This window comes from Gilliamella apis (assembly GCF_030758615.1).
Taxonomy (GTDB): domain Bacteria; phylum Pseudomonadota; class Gammaproteobacteria; order Enterobacterales; family Orbaceae; genus Gilliamella; species Gilliamella apis_A.
Genome location: NZ_CP132381.1, coordinates 2,206,263 through 2,222,718 on the forward strand (window position 1 = coordinate 2,206,263; position 16,456 = coordinate 2,222,718).

Below are 16,456 nucleotides of genomic sequence, written 5' to 3' on the forward strand. Positions count from 1 at the left end.
TTATTTAAATATTTGAAAATTATTGACACATTAGTCACATAATTGATTAATTTGACTATGCACCACTACTTATTCCGAATAACATACCATCATTCAAAAATTATTTATTGCGAAGTTTAAAATGATTAGTGATCATAAACAAATCAACTTTAATCAATATTATGAAATAAGAGATTGGTTAATTAAAAACAAATATAGCGGTAGCAGATCAAATCGCAGATATTTGCGGGATGTCTTAGCTCCCATAATAAAATGGCATTTTAATAAAACCAGCGCACAGCATTTAACATGGGAAGAACTTGATGAATATCACGAAAAATTCCCATCACTTTTTGAAGATTTGGAAAAATTAGATAACAATTAAAAATATGTCATCAAATGTGTTAGTTAACATTGATAAGGTAGCTAAATTCATTTGATGACTTCTCTTATTTCCCTTTTTCATTTATTTTCCCTTTAAATATAAAAAAACCGCAATTAAGCGGCAAATAATGATCAAGTTTAATTTCAAGCCATTGCTAATAAATTAAAATTGTTTCAAGTACGTCCAAAAAAGATATATTATCTACACAATATGATTTAGAGTGATTAGATAAAAATACAAACAGGAAAAGAAGTAACGTATAAAAAACAATTGTACATACTCTATGTTTTTTTAAAAATCCTAATGGTATTTCTAATAGTTTTAGTTGTTTTGGTAGCTTTAGTAGTTTTTCCTCTCTTCGTTGTCCTGGATCACGATTGTATAAAATAAAAAAATAAGGAATTAAATAGAATAGAATAAAAAGCATCCAATGCTTACTAAATTTCAAACAAATTGGAATAGAAAACAACGTACCACAAAAATACACAGACAGGTACAATACCATTTTTATAAAAAAATTATATACTAATAAATCTTTCCATATATTAAACGATAATTTCATAAAAGACCATAAGCATTTCATTAATACGCTCCTATTTAATAATAATTTACATGGCAACATACATTTCTAGTATTATCTATTAAATCATAAAATTTATTAACATTATTTACTAATCTCTCTTATCGCCCTTTTATCGCCATTACACTGCCTCAACTCGTTCAATAATTCAGCGTACAGAACTGGACATTGTCCCCAAGTGATTCTCTTATCAATATGAGGCTCGTTATTTGGCTGTGTTAATGATGCAGGAATATTGCATTGATAAACGTACTCAGTTTTTACCGTTCCGCATCCAGTCAGAAATATTGCTGGGCATAAAATCATTAGCACATTGATTATTTTTAAGCGCATCTTTCATTTGCTCTTGAAGTTGTTTAATTGACATAGCGTCTTGAGCTTTTTCTTGCTCTCGTTGCGCTATGATTTGATTGTTTTTAGCAATATCTTGTTTCAACTGTTCGATTTTTCTAGATAGTTCAGCTTTATCTTTTTTGAGCTGCTTATTCTCTTGATAATTGTTGTAACCGAAATAGACAGCTAGCACAAAACCAACGACAATTAATGCGATACCTAATATTTTTGATTTATTCATTAGTGAATACCTAAAAATAACGAAACAAATAAAAACCAACCCCAACCACGAATACCACCGATAGCCAGAATTGCAGCTATAGCAAAACATGCGAAAAACATAATTCTTTCTCCCGTTCTCGACGTTTAACTAACCCATTTAAAACTACTCCGTTGGATTTATTCCAACGAGGAAACTCATTACATGCAGCTCGATAATTTCCGTTATTCAGGTATTTAAACATTGTAGAGGTGCGCATTTTGGTACAGCCCACATTGAACGTGATTGAGGTTACTGCATCAAATACTGGTTGAGGTAAATGAAACCCGTTAGCGTGTCGATTGACACATTGCTCCGCTGTTTTGATATCATCTACCCAGCGTCTAGCGATTTCCTCGTCTGTATAGCGTTTTTGCTCGACGTTGCCAGTTGAACCAATTCCAACGGTTAGGATATTTGCAGGACAATAATAGGGCTCTCTAATGCAGGATTCGGCATTGCCTATTAACTCTAACCCTGCTCTGCTCGTCCTAATTTCATCTGAGTAATTTGTTAGAACAATACCGATAATAGCTGAAACACTACAAATCGCAGTCGTGGTGATTTTTCTCATATTTCGCATAGTATTGCTCTCTCAAATTTTTTTTATGATAAAAATCTCTGCGTTTGTAAATCCAATTAATGATAAATGTGGCTATTGATATAATAATACCGATAATAATAGCGATATCATTTAGACTCAGAACTCCAAACATAGAGCATGTGACTCCCCAAAAATAGGAAATAGGTGACGTGTATTTATCCATATGAATTTACGATTGTTTAGTTAATAGAGTGACAGCGTACTAGCTAATGATTAGTAGTGTGTGTGTCTAGCGTTGCTGTCTATACTGTGAAACCTCAGAATCGAGGCGTTAAATAAAAATAGCAACCAGCGAAAATATAGTGTTTGCGATGAATTAATGCTGATTGCATGAAATTGGGCATAAAAACACCGCAATTAAGCGGTTAGTTATGTAAATTTAAACTAGTTAATTAAATTTTGAAAAATACATATCTTTATAATATTTTGTTAATCTAGCGATAATTTTTTTATGATAAATATTCTTAATTTGGTTGAATTGATTTATTTCAGACTTCTTTATTATTAATTTCTTAAAAAAAGCGGACAGCATAATAAGAATTACCATTGCTAACATGTAATAAAAATAATTAAAAAAAAATTCTTGAGAATGGTTAATAATATTTGAGATTGACATCACAAAAAAAAACAAAGATTCGATTAAAAAAGCTAAACTAAAAATGAAATATATTAAATTTGTAAATTTAATTTCTTTTTTATTTATTAATATATCTTTGCCTTGAAATTTTAAATATGGATATAAACGCTTAAATTTATTATATGGGAAAACATGTTTTGATTCGTTACTTAATTCATAAAAATAAAGCGCTTGTTGTCTATCTCTACACTGCGTTAATTCAATTTTAAGCATGATTGACAGTTCTTTCTCTGATTCCGAAATCAAATCTTTATCTAGCTTGGCGACTGATAAAACCTGTAATAGGCTGTTTTTGTATTTATTAAGTATTTTTTCTGAAATAAACGATGTGATAGGCATTATCGCTTTTGTGAAAAACGATAATATAAAAAACAATAATATAATTATTGTTTCCAACGCAAATGGTAATTTTCTAACATATTCGGCTAATAAATCATTCATTCTGGTTACATCCTCCGGTGATATTTGAGGATATAATTTAAACACAAAATAATCAAATTAATTACATTTTTCGGTAATGAACTTGTTGTCATTACCCTGAATTCGTTCTATTTGTCGATTTCTATCACATTCCCAGCCTTCGGGCGGGTACATCTCATTCCACGCTGTCATCAACTTACTTTCAGAATCTGATAAATTGATATTATATTTATCACGCATATAAAAATATGCGCGTGCAATCATGCCTCGAATTTCGTCACGAGGTTGAAATTTTCGCTCTTTAAAATCTACAGCTGATTGACATTGCCCGTACTGAGTAAATTCTTTTGTAAATTGTGAGTAGCGATAATTAGATCGGTCACCGTTTACTTCTCCAATCGCAGGCTGTAAGTTATGTAAATCACCTTCCATTGCATTAAAAGTTACATCCTTTTTACACTCTTTGCGACCACCGTCACGCCAGCATTGCAAGTGTCTACCAAAGTTTTCGGCTGGCATAACATGTTCCCACTCGATGCGAGATGCGCGCGCCTCATTTTTTCTCGGTGTATAACCGCATTTACTGAAATCTACAGAACCTTTTTTACCGTCAAATGAAAACTCGCAACCGCAATAGAATGTGGTTTGTTCTGGATTTGATTTATAGATTTTAACTAAATTAGTTTTAGCATTATTGAAATTTTGCTGATATGCAAATGTAGCAGTAGAAAATAAACAAAAAGCTAATAAAAAGTAATTCTTCAAGGACTTCATTTAAACCAGTAAGACTAAAAAAATATTTAAATTTTTGAATAAATAAGTTGATTTTTAAAGTAGGTTAACCTATAATTATAACCATCAACAGGGAGTTGATAAAGTAAACCCTCAGCTTTCGATGAGGGCTTAAGGAGAAGTAAAATGAAATCTAAAATACTCATTTTAATTCTGCTACTTTTGATAAGCTCGCCAGCATTCTAAAGTAGTTCAAAGGAGAGGGAAACCTCTCCGATGACCTTAAATATAACAACTATGTATTTAAAAATCAAGGTGATTGTATGGTATTAACTAGAGCCGAGATTCAAAGAAAAAGCGACGAAAAAAGAGGCATGAAAACAAAAGGCTTTAAGCTTCATGTCGATGATATTGTTTTAATCGAAGAAGCAAGTAATAAATTAAATGTATCGCAGTCGCAATTGATTATTGATGCAATTAAATTTTATCTTGAAAACAAAAAAGCCTCATGAGAGGCTTTCTTTTTAACTTGACTGTATTTTATGCGCTTTAAACCGCATCTTGCACCAATTATATATGCGCATTTGCGCAAAGTCCAGTATTTTAATAACACTTTTTTGAATTTTATGCCGCTTTTTTGAAAAAATCGTAAATATTACCTCTTATAAACATTTCCGCCTGATTTAATAAATTAATAATATCATGAGGTCTTTTCCCGATCGCCTTGGCTTGAGCATTACAAGAAATATTACGCAAATAATAAGCAGTTAATACAATCCATTGTGAATAATTATCAGATTTGAGGGTTAACACAGCATTATCAACAATCTCTGCCTCTTCTTCGGTTAAATACTGACGATAATCAAAATCTCTAGGTGCACCTTCAATGCCAGCAGATTTCGACGGATACTCAGTTCCCATTCTTTTTAAAATGCGTGTATTCTTCCACGCTGTCAGAATATCTTTAGTTTCTCTCATTACGCCCCCAATTTACTTATAGATAATTCTATTCTGCCACCCTTGATAACTTCTTTTCTTTCACTGTGTAATACATCTATTTGCTCATCATCCAAAATGACACCGCTATGAATTAATGCATCAAAAATAGCCTTATTTATATTATCTAGGTCTCGTTTTCTTCTATCTGGCATATAAGCTTTAATTTCAACCATTACCCTTTCAGATAACTTCTTATTAGCTTTATTCTGCAATACGATAGCTATAACGGCGTTTCTAAATTTAATGCCGTCAGGTTTAATGTATCTTCGCTTTCCTGCCGTTCCCCAATAATGATTAACCGTTGGAGGATAAGGAAGTGTTAGTGTAATCATGCTTTCATTACCCCTATTTTCCCTCGCCTTGCTAACTGAATAATTGTTAATACTATTGCTTTATCCAATAAAATTCGTCTTTCTTCTCTTGTTAATTCTTTACCGTTATCAATCTGATAATGACATTGATTACACAATGCGGCACATGCACAGTCATCCGTTTTCATACCCATTCCCTTGCCTTCATTTCTATGCGCAGGCTGAGTTTGACAATAACAACCACATAAGACGCAATATTCTATTGATTTAACAGCATCGAGCCATTTTGAGTTTCGATAAATAACCTGTTTTATCATCATGCCACCTTTGATAACTGGTCTTTGTACTGTTCTGCTAGTTGTATAGCCTCCAACGCATCATTACTAAATTTAACGCCATTTTCCGCACCAAATTGTTCAGCACATGTCACCACGTCAGCAAATTCTTTTTTATTCATTTTGCGAGTTGATAGCCCCATAAACACCAGCCCACCACCAATACCTTTAAAACATTTTTGCCCGTGTAAATTGGCGGTAATTAGATGCTTCCATTCTTCAGCAGTTAGCTGCTCTCCGTTCCAGTTAACCTGTTTTGCTATATCATTTAAAACAGCCCACATCATGCGATTTTGTGCTAGTGTTCGCTTGTCTTCATCAATCACAATTCTTAGAGGGTGTTCACTATCAACTGGTAATTGGCTTATTACGTCAATCGCTGTAGTGCGCGCTAGTTCATGTGTTAATCTGATTTCTTTTATCACTTAGTCACTCTCCAGATGACAAATGCAAAAAAAACTAATAGCGCTATATAAAATATTGTTTTATCACTCATACTAAACCGTCACGCACTGAAAATTACGTACCTCAACATCAACTTTAGTGTTGCCGAATGAGTTTTTAACTGTAGCCAGCGTGTTAATTAAACCTTTTTCTGTGAGTTTTGAATCACGATGCAATACGATTGTTCCCCACGCTTGCCAACCCTTTTTTACTTCTGCTGTTATTTGATATTTTCTAGCCATTTTTTTATTAACTCCCTCAATTTATTCCTTTCTTCATCAGTAAATTTCTTTACTCTTTCTGATAACTCATATTTAATTTTTGCTACATTTGCGCCGCGTTTTCGGATTTCTGTCACATGGTCATACGCTATTTTGTCCAACATGTGATATTGACCGAGTGAGCAGTGATTAACTAGCAGCTTTCGCATAACTAAAACCAAATCGTCGTTTTATTTCTTCAAGCTTGGATAACTGCATTTCATTTGATAGCGGCCTTTCTTCGATTTTTTTAGGTAAAGCCTTGTTAGGCGTTGGGATTACATAGCCTTTCATTATTTTTTTTGCCATTTCGGCAATCATTTTTTCCGCTCTTAACTGTAATTTTTCTATCCCTAAATTTTCATCTTGCATTATTCGGTGGAGATCATTTATCAACCAATAATTAGCATCACTTCCGTAATCGTAATCGCAAAAATCATCAAATCCTTTGTATTTACCAAATTCAATAACCGCTTTAGTCAAACTTTCTGCGGTTGGTAGTCCATATTCCTCTACTAATCCTTTTTCACACCACCCGATAAATTGCCCTACCGATGGCATAAACGGATTACTTTGTTGTCTGGCTATACGCATACCTGCATTAATCATTGCTGGATTGATGCCATTTTCAATAAAACCAATTATCCATTGACGTTTAATTGAACTCTCATCATTGTTATTTAAAGTGTGGAACATCGCAGGACATGCCGCTTTAAGCTGTTTAAATAATTTATTTACAATCTCGGCAACTTGTTCTTTCTGCTGTTGTTTATTTGAATCATCAGCAATACTAACAGGCTTGAACTGCGGAACTAATTCGGTGATATTTTTCATTAAAACATTTCTCCATTAAGATCATTTATCCACGAAGTGTCACTAACAGGGCTTCCTGTGGTTAGGGCGTTTTTTAGTGGAAAAAGACCTTGCCAACCGTTCATAATGGATCGGTTTATCATGGCTTCGGGGTTTTCTTGTTCCTCTAACATTTGGGATTGTTTTATCCACGATTGTGGTTGTAGTTTTTTACCTAACGAATTTCTGTAATCAATCCAGTTACACCAAACATCCAAACTCACATTTTGAGGTTTGACAGAAATCGGATCAAAAACAGTATTTCTTTTTTTTGTAATATTGTTTTTTATATTGTCTTTTGTAGAGTGACATTTTTTGTTACTGGTGGTAGGTACATTTTTTGTCACTGGTTCAGTGCATTTTTTGCTACTAGTAGCATTTTTTGTACCTGCATTTTTTGTTACTGGTTCGGACAGCTCTAAAACTAGTGAATATTCAGTTATTCCACCATTATTTTTAATGGTATTAATTAACCCTAAATTAGCTAATTCAGTTAGAGCTGTGTAAATAGTCCGCTTGTCCTTAATTCCTAAATAATCCATAAATTGTGAAGCACTAATTTTGTCGCTACTTTTACCCCAGCCAGTAGTTTTACGAGTTATTAATAGATAACAGCGCAACGCATTGGCTGACATTTTCGCCATTAACTCATCAACGACAGCGTTAGGAACTTGAAAGGAATTAGCTATAAACTGACTCATTACTCACCTCTCATCGAATATTCAGCGTATTGAACGCCATTCTTATGGACTAAGCGGCTATCAATATCAAAACCAGCTTTTTTAAGATCATAGATGCGAGCACCCAATCTAAAACAGCCATATAGATTCAACGCCTGTAATGGGTTAATTGTCTTGCCACTCTGCAAATGAATTAATATTCGATCGCATTGGCTCAGTGTTTTTTTAGTTCTTAATGTGCCCATATTTATTATTTCTTATGTAAATTAATTGTATTTTCTGATAGCGTTCTATTAAGCTTGTTAGCGATATCTGTTTTATGCCTAATGTCCTTTGCTTCTTGTTCATCTATAACACCATCGTCTGCAATGGCATCATGGATTGCTGTTGCTACAGCACCATTTGCTTTTGCGGCTTCAAGACTCATCATGTATAGGTCGAAATTTTCGAGCTGTTCTGCTTTCATTTTAGTTACAACTAGACAACCAGCCTGTTCAGCATAAAACTCAGCAACTAGCGCGGTTTTACTTAAATTTTGCAAAGCCAGCAGTTCATCACCACTAAAAAACCTTGTGCCTTTGTTTTCATACCTGCAATCATTAAACGCTGATATTGATAATCCTAGATAACTTGCGGCCACTTCTACTCCACCATCAATACGATTGAGCAAGTCGTTAATTAATTTTTTCTTATTACCCATATTTATTAGCCTTTCATTTGGGTTACATTATTAAAATTTTGTTTGTATTATTAATCCCATACATCAGGACGTAGTTCATTCTTTGACACGTTACCTGAAGTGTATAATTCGATTTTTTTTGCAACATGTATTGGGATTTTGGCTGCTCCCGATTCCATCTGACGCAAAAAAGACTTAGACACACCGACTTTTTCGGCAAGTTGACTTTTACCACCCCGAGGAAGTTTGGATAAATATTCTGATAGCTTCATTTTACCTCTAAAGTTTAGTTAAAATTAAACTTGGTTTATTTAACACTAAACCAAAAGTAAAGTAAAGTTTATTTTTTGCTTGTTTAGCAATTACTAAATAAAATATAAAAAACAGGAGATGCTATGAACAGAAACGAACTAAAAAATCTTAGAGCTAAAAATTTAAAACAATGGTTTTTAAATAAAACAATACCGCAAAAAGAAAAAAGCTATATTTCACAGTTAATTAGTGGTAAGGCTTCTTTTGGCGAGAAATCAGCTCGTCGTTTAGAGTCTGATTATGGTATGCCCCCGTTTTATTTGGATAAATCAAACATCGATGATTCAAGTAAAATTGATAACGTTTATGACAATGACAATAAAAATAACAATTATGTAATAGAAGTTTTAAATATAACAGCAAGTGCAGGACATGGTTTTTTGAATAACGATATAATAGAAGTTATAAAATGTATCGAATATGATAATGATCAAGCAAAAACATTATTTAATGGTATGCCATCTAGTAACCTAAAGGTAATAAATGTTTCTGGTGATTCGATGCAAGGCACATTTGAATGTGGAGATGCTATTTATATAGACATTACAGTAAATCAATTCCAAAGTGACGGTATATATGTGTTTACGTTTGGTAATGGATTGTATGTAAAACGACTTCAAATGATAAAAAATAAACTCGTTGTGTTATCTGATAACAAACAATATAGAGATTGGGAGATAACAACTGATGAATTTGATCAGTTGTATATACATGGAAAAGTAATGTTAAGTCAATCAATGATGCTCAGAAAACATGGTTGATATGGCCGTATTGTCATAATTATTTTTATTAAACGAAATTCATGGCTTTTAATATTAATCAATATAAAGCCGATAATCTATATACAGTAATAGCTTACTAATATCAAATATAATAATAGCACCCTCAAATATCCCTCTTTTTTTAAAGTTTTAATATAGTTAAAAATAACAATATACACATAAAAATTTAGAACACACCATCTATAAAAACCAATTACAGCTCAAAAAACAACCAATCAAACAATTATTTTTAATTTTTAACTTATTGATTTAATAAGGAAAAATAATCTAACACACAAAAAGTTTAGTGTTTATTAAATTATTTACTTTACTTATGGTTTATTATTTACTAAACTTGATCACATCAAAACAAATCAACTTACCAACAAGTTGTTAGCTCTTTAAAAATTAGCAAAGTCGGATTTAGTTAACCGCTAATAGTGTTAGCGGCACTGTTATTACTGTTTAGACCCTAGCGTAAAAAATCGCCCGAACTTGTCGAGAAGACCTTTCGATAACTTACGGAAAAAGGCAACACTGGCGAAAGGTTAACTGAGGCGCAAAAACTCTGCTCTAGAGATAACTGAGCATTCAAATCAAAGCCCATTTAAACAAGTGGGCTTGAGTTTGAATGGATAAAAGGATGGATTAGCTATGAAAACTTTAGATCAACAAGTGGCGAATAATCACGAAAGAGCATATTGCAACATGATGAGAACAACGACTGCTAAAGATAAAAGAGATGCAGAAATCAACTCATTAGCAAAATCATTACGCAAAGATATGAGTGATGATGATTATTTTAAGATGGAAAATATCATTTTAGAGATCTTCGGTGAAAAATATATCGATTCTGATGGCGTCGAAGAAGCGCTTGAAACACTATTTAATATAAAAGCAACTAGCTTAATCAACAATCAAAAAGCCTGTTACTAGCAGGCTTTTTAAAGCAACATTAGCAACGGAATAAACAGCATGAATACTTATCATAAATATGCACCAAATGTTTTTTTGGCAAAATGTTCTGAGCAACACAACAAAGGCGACATTATTGAGGTAACCACTAAATACGGTAAAGATAATGAATCGATTGTGTTTAATCTTGTATTTGAAAAAGATGGATTTTTCTACTATTCAATAGTGCGAGCTGACGGATTTAATGTTCAAGAACGAGCTAAGCGTAAAGCTGAAAAATATGATGAATGGGCTTTATCTGCTCATAAAAAAAGTAGCGCATATATGAAGGCTTCACAAGAAGGAGCCGAATTTTTAAGACTTGCTGAGCCAATTAAAATTGGACATCACAGCGAAAAACGACATAGAGCGCTCATTGTTCGAAATTGGGATAGAGTCGGTAATGCGGTGAAAATGACTAAAAAAGCCGAAGAACACGAAAGAAAAGCCGAATACTGGGAGAAAAAGCAAGATGTTATCAATCTTTCAATGCCTGAATGCATCGAGTATTACAGCTACAAATTAGAAAAAGCAAAAGAATATCATCAAGGCTTAAAAAGCGGTAAATACCCCAAACAACACATGTACTCATTAACATACGCAAAGAAAGATGTGAATGAGCAACAAAAAAACTACGATTTAGCGATTAAGTTGTGGGGATAAAAGTTAAGGCTTGGCGCCTGCCTCGAAAGCGCTGTTTATTTACTACCTACATCCTTTGCCCTCTTTTGAGGGCTTTTTTAGAGGGTTAAAACAATGAATTACACAGAATGGAAACAAGAATATTTAGAACTTTTGATTAAGCTAATAAAACAACATGAGTATTCAAAAAATTACACGCAAGATTACATAGATGAACTGGTGATTGAATTACTAGAACGTAGTGGGTTTGATGCTAATTTCGGGCACTGGGAAGTAACACTACCAGAACAGGCAGTCAAAGAAAGTTTTGAATTATGGTTAATAGATTATTTCGAGGAAGAAAGCAATGATTAATGAACAAGTTATTGAACGATTGAAGAAAGGTGATTGGTATGTTGAGTGCAAGGCTGAACAAGATGCTGATTTAGTTTTACAAGCTTGTGATGAGGCGAGAATAAAATGGCGTGATGGTGATAAAGCAACGGAATATAAACCATCTAACTACCCAGTAGATATTGGTTTTTGTGGTGAGGACAATAGGATAACTCACGCCATAAAATATTATAAGGAAAGTAAGAACGAAAACATCACCGATTGGTTCTTTAATGCCATAAAAAATAATGACAGCAAATTAATACCACAGAACGCAGAGCAAGAGCATATGGTGCAAATTCTGTTAGCTATAATGCAAAAAATTCCTGTTGAGGTTAATATTGGTGGTGAATGGGGAACATCGACCATTTTATTCCCTGACATGGGTTATGAATACCGTATAAAACCAACACCAACACCTATCCCTGTTTCTCGTAAGACATGGAAGAAAATAAATAAAGAATTTCGATTCATAGTTATGGATAAAAATGAGCACTTTTATCATTGCAAAAAAGCGCCTAAAAGATTTGATGGGGCGTGGCTTCTATCTGAAGTTGACCACGTAAAAAGTCCTCTTATTTTTGATTCTAACGGTATTAACTGGGAAACATCATTAACAGAACGACCAGAGGATATATAGATGAACAGCATACCTATCGATCATGTCGGCTGTAATGTTCGACAAACAGACCGAATGGCAATCAATTATGAGTTAACGAAGGGCGAACAAATTTACGCCCTTTTTTGTGTCCTTTTAACAACGTTCGGCGGTTTATTTATGTTGTTTCAATGGATGATTAGAGAGGCTTTAAGGTGATTTATGGAATGGGAAGAAGTATACAATTCATTATCAACTAAAGAAAAATTAATAATTGATATAGCTGAAGCGCACAGGGTTGATTTAATAAAATTAGCTAATTTACAAGTCCAAAAACAAGAAAATGACACATATTCAAATGAGGTTCGATATGGTAGAGATTAGAAAGGCGGTTAGGAAAAAGGCAAAATTAAGATTGGGTATGGCTGCTCCGAGCGGTGCTGGCAAAACATATTCATCATTATTATTAGCATTTGGATTGGGTCAAAAAGTGGGGTTAATTGACACGGAACAAGGTAGCGGTGATTTATATGCTGACTTGGGAGACTATGACATTATTCAAATTCAAGCGCCCTACACTATTGATAAATATTTACAAGCAATTAAGGCGTTCGAGCAAGCTAATTATGACGTAATTATTATTGATAGCCTTTCCCATGCTTGGGCTGGTGATGGTGGCTTATTGGATAAGCAAGGGAAAATCGCAGATAGCGGCAAGGGGAATGGCTACACAGCTTGGAGAACTATTACGCCAGAGCACAATGCGCTTGTTAATACAATGCTAGCAAGTCCATGTCATATCATTGCTACAATGAGAAGCAAGCAGGATTACGTTCTACAAGACAACGGTAATGGTAAACAAGCACCTAAAAAGGTCGGTTTAGCTCCAGTTCAGCGTGACGGAATGGAATATGAGTTTACGGTAATGTTTGATATTGATATTAATCACAATGCTACCGCAACAAAAGACAGAACGCGTCTATTTGATGGGAACATATTCAAGATAACATCTCAAACTGGCGAACAATTACTGGAATGGCTAAATGATGGTGTATCCAAAGAGATGGCGGAGCTAAACAACTTCAAAGAAAAAGCAAACAATGCTCAAAATATTAATGAGCTAAAAATCGCATTTCAAACGGCATATAAAAATTTGATGGGTTTTCCTGAACAAGAAGAAGCAAAAAGCATTTATGACAAATTAAAGGAAAAATTCACTACGGAGGAAGAAAATGCAACAGTTTAATATTTATTTCGATATCGAAACTATACCCACTCAATCAGAACACCTAAAAAATCACGTACAAACAAATTTAACTCCTCCAGCAAATTACAAGAAGCAAGAATCAATCGATTTATGGATTAAAGAAAACAAAGATTTAGCCTACCGAAAAACCGCCTTAAATGGTGGTTTTGGTCAGATTGTTTGTATTGGTTACGCAATAAATGATGATCCTGTCAAAACTATTTATTTTGATGATTGGGCAACATCAGAGGTAAAAATCTTAAAAGAATTTTTTAATGATTTAATAGAGCTTTATAAACCTAACCGTGATATTCCACCTCGATTTATCGGTCATAATATAGAAAATTTTGACCTGCGCTTTATTTATCAACGTGCAATCGTTTTAGGTGTAAATCCTCCATCAATTCTACCACTTAATAGTAAATCATTTAATGATATGCATATATTTGACACTATGACGGAGTGGGCAGGAAAGCGAAATTATGTATCACTTAATGAAGTGTGCCTGTCTCTCAATATTCCGCCAAAAGATAATGAGATTGATGGTTCTATGGTTTGGGATTTTGTGCAAGCAGGCAACTTAAAACGGGTTGCGGACTACTGCGGTGATGATGTCGAAAAGGTTCGTGCTATTCATAAGCGTTTGACTTTTCAAGATACTAAGTAGTTTCACTAGGATTTAATTATGGCTAAATTTACAGGCACGTTTGTGCAAGTTGTAGAGTATGTATATAAGTTTGACGTTGAAGCAAACACAGAAGAAGATGTTCGCAAAGAAATTAAACGTTATCCTTTTAGTTATTTAAATATTGGTTGCCCGATCAATGAACAAGCGCGTGTTGTTGAAGAGATTAAATTTGACGAGTAATAGCATGATTACAGTAGAAGAATGGCAAAAGCTAAAGGTTGGTGATGTAGTGTGGCTTGCATCTCAAGAAGTTGTAGAACCGATGAGATTGATTATATCAAAAATCACAGAACATAGGTTCTATTGTGGTAAAAGTTGTTTTGATAAAAAGCATTATATATTTTTTATGAGTCTATCTGATGTAATTCAGGCTGTGAATTTTCGTTTGAAAATTCAAATAGAAAAAATACAAGCTCAAATAAAATCTAATTTAAATATGAAGGAATAAGTGATGTCTATTAATACAATGACAGTAACAGGTAATGCAGGTGCAAATGCTGAATTACGTTACACACAACAAGGTACAGCTATTGGTGAATTTAATTTACCTGTTAAGCAAGGATTCGGTGATAATCAAAAAACATCGTGGGTTAAGTGTGTGCTATGGGGAAAAGTAGCTGAAGCATATGCTCCAAACATCAAAAAAGGTGATTTACTAGTTGTTAGTGGTGAGTTTTATGTCGAAGAATGGACTAAGGACGGCGTGACACATATCAAACCTTGCTTGCGAGTAAATCAAATTCAGCCGACTAAAAAGCTTGATATTCAAGCCCAGCAACAAGCACAAGCGCAAGAGCAAGAAGAACCACTAGAGGACGATATACCTTTTTAAATCAAATATTTAACTAAACATAACCGCTCTTGTAGCGGTTTTTTAATATCTGGAGAACAAAATGAGTTATACAGAATTACATACAGGTACATTAACACCAGTTAAAACTATCAACAACCATCAAGGATTTATCGATTTTGTTTATGAAAATGAATTAACAGGTTATTTAGCATCATCTATAGAAATTTATTTAGATGATGACGGTATAACAGATGTGACAACTGAAAAATCGCCAATGTTACTATGTGCATCTAATGATATGAATGGATTGCCTAAATATTGTTTTTATAAAAATGTAATCTACAGATTTGATAATTACGTTGCAGAGGAGTGCTGCTATGGTAATAAATTCATTAAAAATTACGATGGTTCTATTGATTTTGTTAGCATGTTTTATAACGGTGGAACAGTTTTTGAGGAGGAGCTACAAGACGGGTTAGATGAATTATTGAACAAGGAAAACAAAGATGAATATAGATAGTAGCGTTTACGATATAACCATAGAGTTTGGCAAATTAAATTGTGGTGATTCATTTATCTATATGAATCATCTGTACATAAAATCTAAAGCATTGCACTCTGGACCAACAGAATATCATGCAGTTAGATTGTGTGATGGCGAGGCAAAATACCTAATGGAAATTGAGAGTGTTAAATTAGTTAAAGCAAAAGCCGTTCGGGACAATGGCTAACCACCCTAACCTATCCAAATCAAGGAAAAATTATGACGGATGATAAACGTTTAAAACGATTTGAACGAAATATGTCAAAAATAAATGACGAAAAATTAGATTACGAAACTGTAGACAATGAATGGATTCAAATAAAAACAATTTGGGGTGAAATGCTATTCAATCCCTACTCTAATCATTTCATTCTAGAAAGCAAACGAATATATGGCAATGCCTCAAATATGATTATGCATTTAAATATTAATAAAATGATATAGGTAACAATTATGACACTACCAACACTAGAACAATTTTTAAATGACGTTAAAAATCACGAGTTAACTATTCATAAAAATAATGGAGTTTATCGGCATCTAACATTTAAAAACCCTAATGATTGCAATCAATATTTTAATATTACTACGTTTCCTGACTATCTAATAATTACTGGAGATATGGGCGCATTAGTGTTTTCACGACTACATGACATGTTTGATTTTTTTCGGTCTGATGATTTAAAAATAAACCCTGATTACTGGGCTGAAAAAATTCGATCAACATCATGGGATGCAAGAATTGAAAGCTACTCAGAATTTGACACAGATAAAGTCAAGGAAAATGCAAAAATATATTTAAATAAGTACATACAAGACAATAATCTATCAGAAGACGATAAAGAGGACTTGCTAGAAGAATTTAAGTTTGAAATCTTATATTCAGAGGATGAATATGAAATAGTCGAAGCGATCAGGAATTTTAGTTTTAAAGACTTTAAATTTGACGAGTTTTGGGAATCTGATTACAGAGAATTCACAGGTCACTACATCTGGCTCTGTTACGCAATCGTTTGGGGTATAAAGAAATTTGATGATGCAACAAGTGAGTAACAGT

General features: G+C 33.4%; 33 protein-coding genes. 17 read left to right on the plus strand and 16 right to left on the minus strand.

All coding sequences use genetic code 11. The annotated features are described in order from the left end of the window. Positions 1–121: 121 nt before the first annotated feature. On the plus strand, positions 122–364 hold the full coding sequence (locus RAM17_RS10190) for a hypothetical protein (protein ID WP_110447380.1): 243 nt from the start codon (positions 122–124) through the stop codon (positions 362–364). Between the two features lie 664 nt (positions 365–1,028). Here the strand turns inward: RAM17_RS10190 and lysC are convergent. From lysC to RAM17_RS10210, 6 genes are all read right to left on the minus strand, one after another. Next, positions 1,029–1,277: an Rz1-like lysis system protein LysC gene (lysC, locus tag RAM17_RS12690; RefSeq protein ID WP_444848745.1), complete on the minus strand. Its 249-nt coding sequence runs from the start codon at positions 1,275–1,277 to the stop codon at positions 1,029–1,031. Continuing rightward, positions 1,198–1,518, minus strand: coding sequence for a DUF2570 domain-containing protein (locus RAM17_RS10195; RefSeq protein ID WP_110447378.1), 321 nt, complete (start codon positions 1,516–1,518; stop codon positions 1,198–1,200). The genes lysC and RAM17_RS10195 overlap by 80 nt, the downstream gene beginning before the upstream one ends. Before the next feature lie 76 nt (positions 1,519–1,594). Then, positions 1,595–2,119 carry a lysozyme gene (locus RAM17_RS10200; protein WP_110447377.1) on the minus strand — a complete coding sequence of 175 codons (525 nt, stop codon included), beginning with the start codon at positions 2,117–2,119 and terminating at the stop codon, positions 1,595–1,597. Beyond that, positions 2,079–2,303: an HP1 family phage holin gene (locus tag RAM17_RS12615; protein WP_220000030.1), complete on the minus strand. Its 225-nt coding sequence runs from the start codon at positions 2,301–2,303 to the stop codon at positions 2,079–2,081. The genes RAM17_RS10200 and RAM17_RS12615 overlap by 41 nt, the downstream gene beginning before the upstream one ends. A 225-nt stretch (positions 2,304–2,528) precedes the next feature. Then, entirely contained in the window at positions 2,529–3,218 is a 690-nt protein-coding gene (locus tag RAM17_RS10205) for a hypothetical protein (RefSeq protein ID WP_110447375.1), read from the minus strand. A gap of 57 nt (positions 3,219–3,275) precedes the next feature. After that, complete coding sequence (locus RAM17_RS10210) at positions 3,276–3,971, minus strand: endonuclease (protein WP_110447374.1); 696 nt, start codon at positions 3,969–3,971, stop codon at positions 3,276–3,278. Positions 3,972–4,252: 281 nt separating this feature from the next. Between RAM17_RS10210 and RAM17_RS10215 the strand changes: the two genes are divergently transcribed. Further along, entirely contained in the window at positions 4,253–4,441 is a 189-nt protein-coding gene (locus RAM17_RS10215) for a ribbon-helix-helix protein, CopG family (RefSeq protein ID WP_110447373.1), read from the plus strand. A 112-nt stretch (positions 4,442–4,553) separates the two neighbouring features. Here the strand turns inward: RAM17_RS10215 and RAM17_RS10220 are convergent, their stop codons facing one another. The 10 genes from RAM17_RS10220 to RAM17_RS10265 all read right to left on the minus strand — a co-directional run bounded on the left by RAM17_RS10220 (position 4,554) and on the right by RAM17_RS10265 (position 8,761). After that, entirely contained in the window at positions 4,554–4,907 is a 354-nt protein-coding gene (locus tag RAM17_RS10220) for an antiterminator Q family protein (RefSeq protein WP_110447372.1), read from the minus strand. After that, on the minus strand, positions 4,907–5,260 hold the full coding sequence (locus tag RAM17_RS10225) for a RusA family crossover junction endodeoxyribonuclease (protein WP_110447371.1): 354 nt from the start codon (positions 5,258–5,260) through the stop codon (positions 4,907–4,909). The genes RAM17_RS10220 and RAM17_RS10225 overlap by 1 nt, the downstream gene beginning before the upstream one ends. Then, a complete protein-coding gene (locus RAM17_RS10230) occupies positions 5,257–5,559 on the minus strand; it encodes a hypothetical protein (protein ID WP_110447370.1) in 303 nt (100 codons plus the stop codon). The genes RAM17_RS10225 and RAM17_RS10230 overlap by 4 nt, the downstream gene beginning before the upstream one ends. Then, positions 5,556–5,999 (minus strand): recombination protein NinB, encoded by a 444-nt coding sequence (locus RAM17_RS10235; protein WP_110447369.1) that lies wholly within the window; start codon positions 5,997–5,999, stop codon positions 5,556–5,558. Before RAM17_RS10235 ends, RAM17_RS10230 begins: the two co-directional genes overlap by 4 nt. A 72-nt stretch (positions 6,000–6,071) precedes the next feature. Next, positions 6,072–6,260 (minus strand): hypothetical protein, encoded by a 189-nt coding sequence (locus RAM17_RS10240; RefSeq protein WP_110447368.1) that lies wholly within the window; start codon positions 6,258–6,260, stop codon positions 6,072–6,074. A gap of 168 nt (positions 6,261–6,428) precedes the next feature. After that, positions 6,429–7,112 carry a replication protein P gene (locus tag RAM17_RS10245; RefSeq protein WP_110447366.1) on the minus strand — a complete coding sequence of 228 codons (684 nt, stop codon included), beginning with the start codon at positions 7,110–7,112 and terminating at the stop codon, positions 6,429–6,431. Then, the gene (locus RAM17_RS10250) at positions 7,112–7,831 is read right to left on the minus strand and encodes a replication protein (protein WP_110447365.1); all 720 of its coding nucleotides are present in this window, start codon (positions 7,829–7,831) and stop codon (positions 7,112–7,114) included. Before RAM17_RS10250 ends, RAM17_RS10245 begins: the two co-directional genes overlap by 1 nt. Beyond that, positions 7,831–8,055: a helix-turn-helix domain-containing protein gene (locus tag RAM17_RS10255; RefSeq protein ID WP_110447364.1), complete on the minus strand. Its 225-nt coding sequence runs from the start codon at positions 8,053–8,055 to the stop codon at positions 7,831–7,833. Before RAM17_RS10255 ends, RAM17_RS10250 begins: the two co-directional genes overlap by 1 nt. Positions 8,056–8,060: 5 nt before the next feature. Beyond that, positions 8,061–8,510 (minus strand): YmfL family putative regulatory protein, encoded by a 450-nt coding sequence (locus RAM17_RS10260; RefSeq protein ID WP_306240076.1) that lies wholly within the window; start codon positions 8,508–8,510, stop codon positions 8,061–8,063. A 50-nt stretch (positions 8,511–8,560) separates the two neighbouring features. After that, the gene (locus RAM17_RS10265; protein WP_110447362.1) at positions 8,561–8,761 is read right to left on the minus strand and encodes a transcriptional regulator; all 201 of its coding nucleotides are present in this window, start codon (positions 8,759–8,761) and stop codon (positions 8,561–8,563) included. 123 nt (positions 8,762–8,884) lie between these two features. Here RAM17_RS10265 and RAM17_RS10270 point away from each other — a divergent pair, with 123 nt between their 5' ends. The 15 genes from RAM17_RS10270 to RAM17_RS10340 all read left to right on the plus strand — a co-directional run bounded on the left by RAM17_RS10270 (position 8,885) and on the right by RAM17_RS10340 (position 16,452). Further along, a complete protein-coding gene (locus RAM17_RS10270) occupies positions 8,885–9,562 on the plus strand; it encodes a S24 family peptidase (protein WP_306240078.1) in 678 nt (225 codons plus the stop codon). A 654-nt stretch (positions 9,563–10,216) separates the two neighbouring features. After that, positions 10,217–10,498, plus strand: coding sequence for a hypothetical protein (locus tag RAM17_RS10275; RefSeq protein WP_110447360.1), 282 nt, complete (start codon positions 10,217–10,219; stop codon positions 10,496–10,498). Positions 10,499–10,537: 39 nt separating this feature from the next. After that, entirely contained in the window at positions 10,538–11,179 is a 642-nt protein-coding gene (locus RAM17_RS10280) for a DUF3560 domain-containing protein (protein ID WP_110447359.1), read from the plus strand. Between the two features lie 93 nt (positions 11,180–11,272). Continuing rightward, entirely contained in the window at positions 11,273–11,512 is a 240-nt protein-coding gene (locus RAM17_RS10285; protein WP_110447358.1) for a hypothetical protein, read from the plus strand. Next, complete coding sequence (locus RAM17_RS10290; protein WP_110447357.1) at positions 11,505–12,170, plus strand: hypothetical protein; 666 nt, start codon at positions 11,505–11,507, stop codon at positions 12,168–12,170. Before RAM17_RS10285 ends, RAM17_RS10290 begins: the two co-directional genes overlap by 8 nt. A gap of 180 nt (positions 12,171–12,350) precedes the next feature. After that, positions 12,351–12,512 (plus strand): hypothetical protein, encoded by a 162-nt coding sequence (locus RAM17_RS10295; protein ID WP_181414629.1) that lies wholly within the window; start codon positions 12,351–12,353, stop codon positions 12,510–12,512. After that, entirely contained in the window at positions 12,499–13,374 is an 876-nt protein-coding gene (locus RAM17_RS10300; protein ID WP_110447356.1) for an ATP-binding protein, read from the plus strand. The genes RAM17_RS10295 and RAM17_RS10300 overlap by 14 nt, the downstream gene beginning before the upstream one ends. Further along, positions 13,361–14,041 carry a ribonuclease H-like domain-containing protein gene (locus RAM17_RS10305; protein ID WP_110447355.1) on the plus strand — a complete coding sequence of 227 codons (681 nt, stop codon included), beginning with the start codon at positions 13,361–13,363 and terminating at the stop codon, positions 14,039–14,041. The genes RAM17_RS10300 and RAM17_RS10305 overlap by 14 nt, the downstream gene beginning before the upstream one ends. Positions 14,042–14,059: 18 nt before the next feature. Next, positions 14,060–14,242 carry a hypothetical protein gene (locus RAM17_RS10310; protein ID WP_110447354.1) on the plus strand — a complete coding sequence of 61 codons (183 nt, stop codon included), beginning with the start codon at positions 14,060–14,062 and terminating at the stop codon, positions 14,240–14,242. A gap of 4 nt (positions 14,243–14,246) precedes the next feature. Further along, entirely contained in the window at positions 14,247–14,510 is a 264-nt protein-coding gene (locus RAM17_RS10315; RefSeq protein ID WP_110447353.1) for a hypothetical protein, read from the plus strand. Positions 14,511–14,513: 3 nt separating this feature from the next. Beyond that, positions 14,514–14,894: a single-stranded DNA-binding protein gene (locus tag RAM17_RS10320; RefSeq protein ID WP_110447352.1), complete on the plus strand. Its 381-nt coding sequence runs from the start codon at positions 14,514–14,516 to the stop codon at positions 14,892–14,894. Between the two features lie 61 nt (positions 14,895–14,955). Continuing rightward, positions 14,956–15,375 carry a hypothetical protein gene (locus RAM17_RS10325; protein ID WP_110447351.1) on the plus strand — a complete coding sequence of 140 codons (420 nt, stop codon included), beginning with the start codon at positions 14,956–14,958 and terminating at the stop codon, positions 15,373–15,375. Further along, a complete protein-coding gene (locus tag RAM17_RS10330; protein WP_110447350.1) occupies positions 15,362–15,586 on the plus strand; it encodes a hypothetical protein in 225 nt (74 codons plus the stop codon). Before RAM17_RS10325 ends, RAM17_RS10330 begins: the two co-directional genes overlap by 14 nt. Positions 15,587–15,618: 32 nt before the next feature. After that, positions 15,619–15,843, plus strand: coding sequence for a hypothetical protein (locus RAM17_RS10335; RefSeq protein WP_110447349.1), 225 nt, complete (start codon positions 15,619–15,621; stop codon positions 15,841–15,843). Between the two features lie 9 nt (positions 15,844–15,852). Beyond that, positions 15,853–16,452, plus strand: a complete 600-nt coding sequence (locus RAM17_RS10340) for a hypothetical protein (RefSeq protein ID WP_110447348.1) — start codon at positions 15,853–15,855, stop codon at positions 16,450–16,452. Positions 16,453–16,456 lie beyond the last annotated feature (4 nt).

What these genes read in the sequence shown, in the direction of transcription:
- RAM17_RS10190 (WP_110447380.1), top strand. Translation starts at nt 122, where the DNA reads ATGATTAGTGATCATAAACAAATCAACTTTAATCAATATTATGAAATA.
- lysC (WP_444848745.1), bottom strand. Translation starts at nt 1,277, where the DNA reads ATGCGCTTAAAAATAATCAATGTGCTAATGATTTTATGCCCAGCAATA.
- RAM17_RS10195 (WP_110447378.1), bottom strand. Translation starts at nt 1,518, where the DNA reads ATGAATAAATCAAAAATATTAGGTATCGCATTAATTGTCGTTGGTTTT.
- RAM17_RS10200 (WP_110447377.1), bottom strand. Translation starts at nt 2,119, where the DNA reads ATGCGAAATATGAGAAAAATCACCACGACTGCGATTTGTAGTGTTTCA.
- RAM17_RS12615 (WP_220000030.1), bottom strand. Translation starts at nt 2,303, where the DNA reads ATGGATAAATACACGTCACCTATTTCCTATTTTTGGGGAGTCACATGC.
- RAM17_RS10205 (WP_110447375.1), bottom strand. Translation starts at nt 3,218, where the DNA reads ATGAATGATTTATTAGCCGAATATGTTAGAAAATTACCATTTGCGTTG.
- RAM17_RS10210 (WP_110447374.1), bottom strand. Translation starts at nt 3,971, where the DNA reads ATGAAGTCCTTGAAGAATTACTTTTTATTAGCTTTTTGTTTATTTTCT.
- RAM17_RS10215 (WP_110447373.1), top strand. Translation starts at nt 4,253, where the DNA reads ATGGTATTAACTAGAGCCGAGATTCAAAGAAAAAGCGACGAAAAAAGA.
- RAM17_RS10220 (WP_110447372.1), bottom strand. Translation starts at nt 4,907, where the DNA reads ATGAGAGAAACTAAAGATATTCTGACAGCGTGGAAGAATACACGCATT.
- RAM17_RS10225 (WP_110447371.1), bottom strand. Translation starts at nt 5,260, where the DNA reads ATGATTACACTAACACTTCCTTATCCTCCAACGGTTAATCATTATTGG.
- RAM17_RS10230 (WP_110447370.1), bottom strand. Translation starts at nt 5,559, where the DNA reads ATGATGATAAAACAGGTTATTTATCGAAACTCAAAATGGCTCGATGCT.
- RAM17_RS10240 (WP_110447368.1), bottom strand. Translation starts at nt 6,260, where the DNA reads ATGGCTAGAAAATATCAAATAACAGCAGAAGTAAAAAAGGGTTGGCAA.
- RAM17_RS10245 (WP_110447366.1), bottom strand. Translation starts at nt 7,112, where the DNA reads ATGAAAAATATCACCGAATTAGTTCCGCAGTTCAAGCCTGTTAGTATT.
- RAM17_RS10250 (WP_110447365.1), bottom strand. Translation starts at nt 7,831, where the DNA reads ATGAGTCAGTTTATAGCTAATTCCTTTCAAGTTCCTAACGCTGTCGTT.
- RAM17_RS10255 (WP_110447364.1), bottom strand. Translation starts at nt 8,055, where the DNA reads ATGGGCACATTAAGAACTAAAAAAACACTGAGCCAATGCGATCGAATA.
- RAM17_RS10260 (WP_306240076.1), bottom strand. Translation starts at nt 8,510, where the DNA reads ATGGGTAATAAGAAAAAATTAATTAACGACTTGCTCAATCGTATTGAT.
- RAM17_RS10265 (WP_110447362.1), bottom strand. Translation starts at nt 8,761, where the DNA reads ATGAAGCTATCAGAATATTTATCCAAACTTCCTCGGGGTGGTAAAAGT.
- RAM17_RS10270 (WP_306240078.1), top strand. Translation starts at nt 8,885, where the DNA reads ATGAACAGAAACGAACTAAAAAATCTTAGAGCTAAAAATTTAAAACAA.
- RAM17_RS10275 (WP_110447360.1), top strand. Translation starts at nt 10,217, where the DNA reads ATGAAAACTTTAGATCAACAAGTGGCGAATAATCACGAAAGAGCATAT.
- RAM17_RS10280 (WP_110447359.1), top strand. Translation starts at nt 10,538, where the DNA reads ATGAATACTTATCATAAATATGCACCAAATGTTTTTTTGGCAAAATGT.
- RAM17_RS10285 (WP_110447358.1), top strand. Translation starts at nt 11,273, where the DNA reads ATGAATTACACAGAATGGAAACAAGAATATTTAGAACTTTTGATTAAG.
- RAM17_RS10290 (WP_110447357.1), top strand. Translation starts at nt 11,505, where the DNA reads ATGATTAATGAACAAGTTATTGAACGATTGAAGAAAGGTGATTGGTAT.
- RAM17_RS10295 (WP_181414629.1), top strand. Translation starts at nt 12,351, where the DNA reads ATGGAATGGGAAGAAGTATACAATTCATTATCAACTAAAGAAAAATTA.
- RAM17_RS10300 (WP_110447356.1), top strand. Translation starts at nt 12,499, where the DNA reads ATGGTAGAGATTAGAAAGGCGGTTAGGAAAAAGGCAAAATTAAGATTG.
- RAM17_RS10305 (WP_110447355.1), top strand. Translation starts at nt 13,361, where the DNA reads ATGCAACAGTTTAATATTTATTTCGATATCGAAACTATACCCACTCAA.
- RAM17_RS10310 (WP_110447354.1), top strand. Translation starts at nt 14,060, where the DNA reads ATGGCTAAATTTACAGGCACGTTTGTGCAAGTTGTAGAGTATGTATAT.
- RAM17_RS10315 (WP_110447353.1), top strand. Translation starts at nt 14,247, where the DNA reads ATGATTACAGTAGAAGAATGGCAAAAGCTAAAGGTTGGTGATGTAGTG.
- RAM17_RS10320 (WP_110447352.1), top strand. Translation starts at nt 14,514, where the DNA reads ATGTCTATTAATACAATGACAGTAACAGGTAATGCAGGTGCAAATGCT.
- RAM17_RS10325 (WP_110447351.1), top strand. Translation starts at nt 14,956, where the DNA reads ATGAGTTATACAGAATTACATACAGGTACATTAACACCAGTTAAAACT.
- RAM17_RS10330 (WP_110447350.1), top strand. Translation starts at nt 15,362, where the DNA reads ATGAATATAGATAGTAGCGTTTACGATATAACCATAGAGTTTGGCAAA.
- RAM17_RS10335 (WP_110447349.1), top strand. Translation starts at nt 15,619, where the DNA reads ATGACGGATGATAAACGTTTAAAACGATTTGAACGAAATATGTCAAAA.
- RAM17_RS10340 (WP_110447348.1), top strand. Translation starts at nt 15,853, where the DNA reads ATGACACTACCAACACTAGAACAATTTTTAAATGACGTTAAAAATCAC.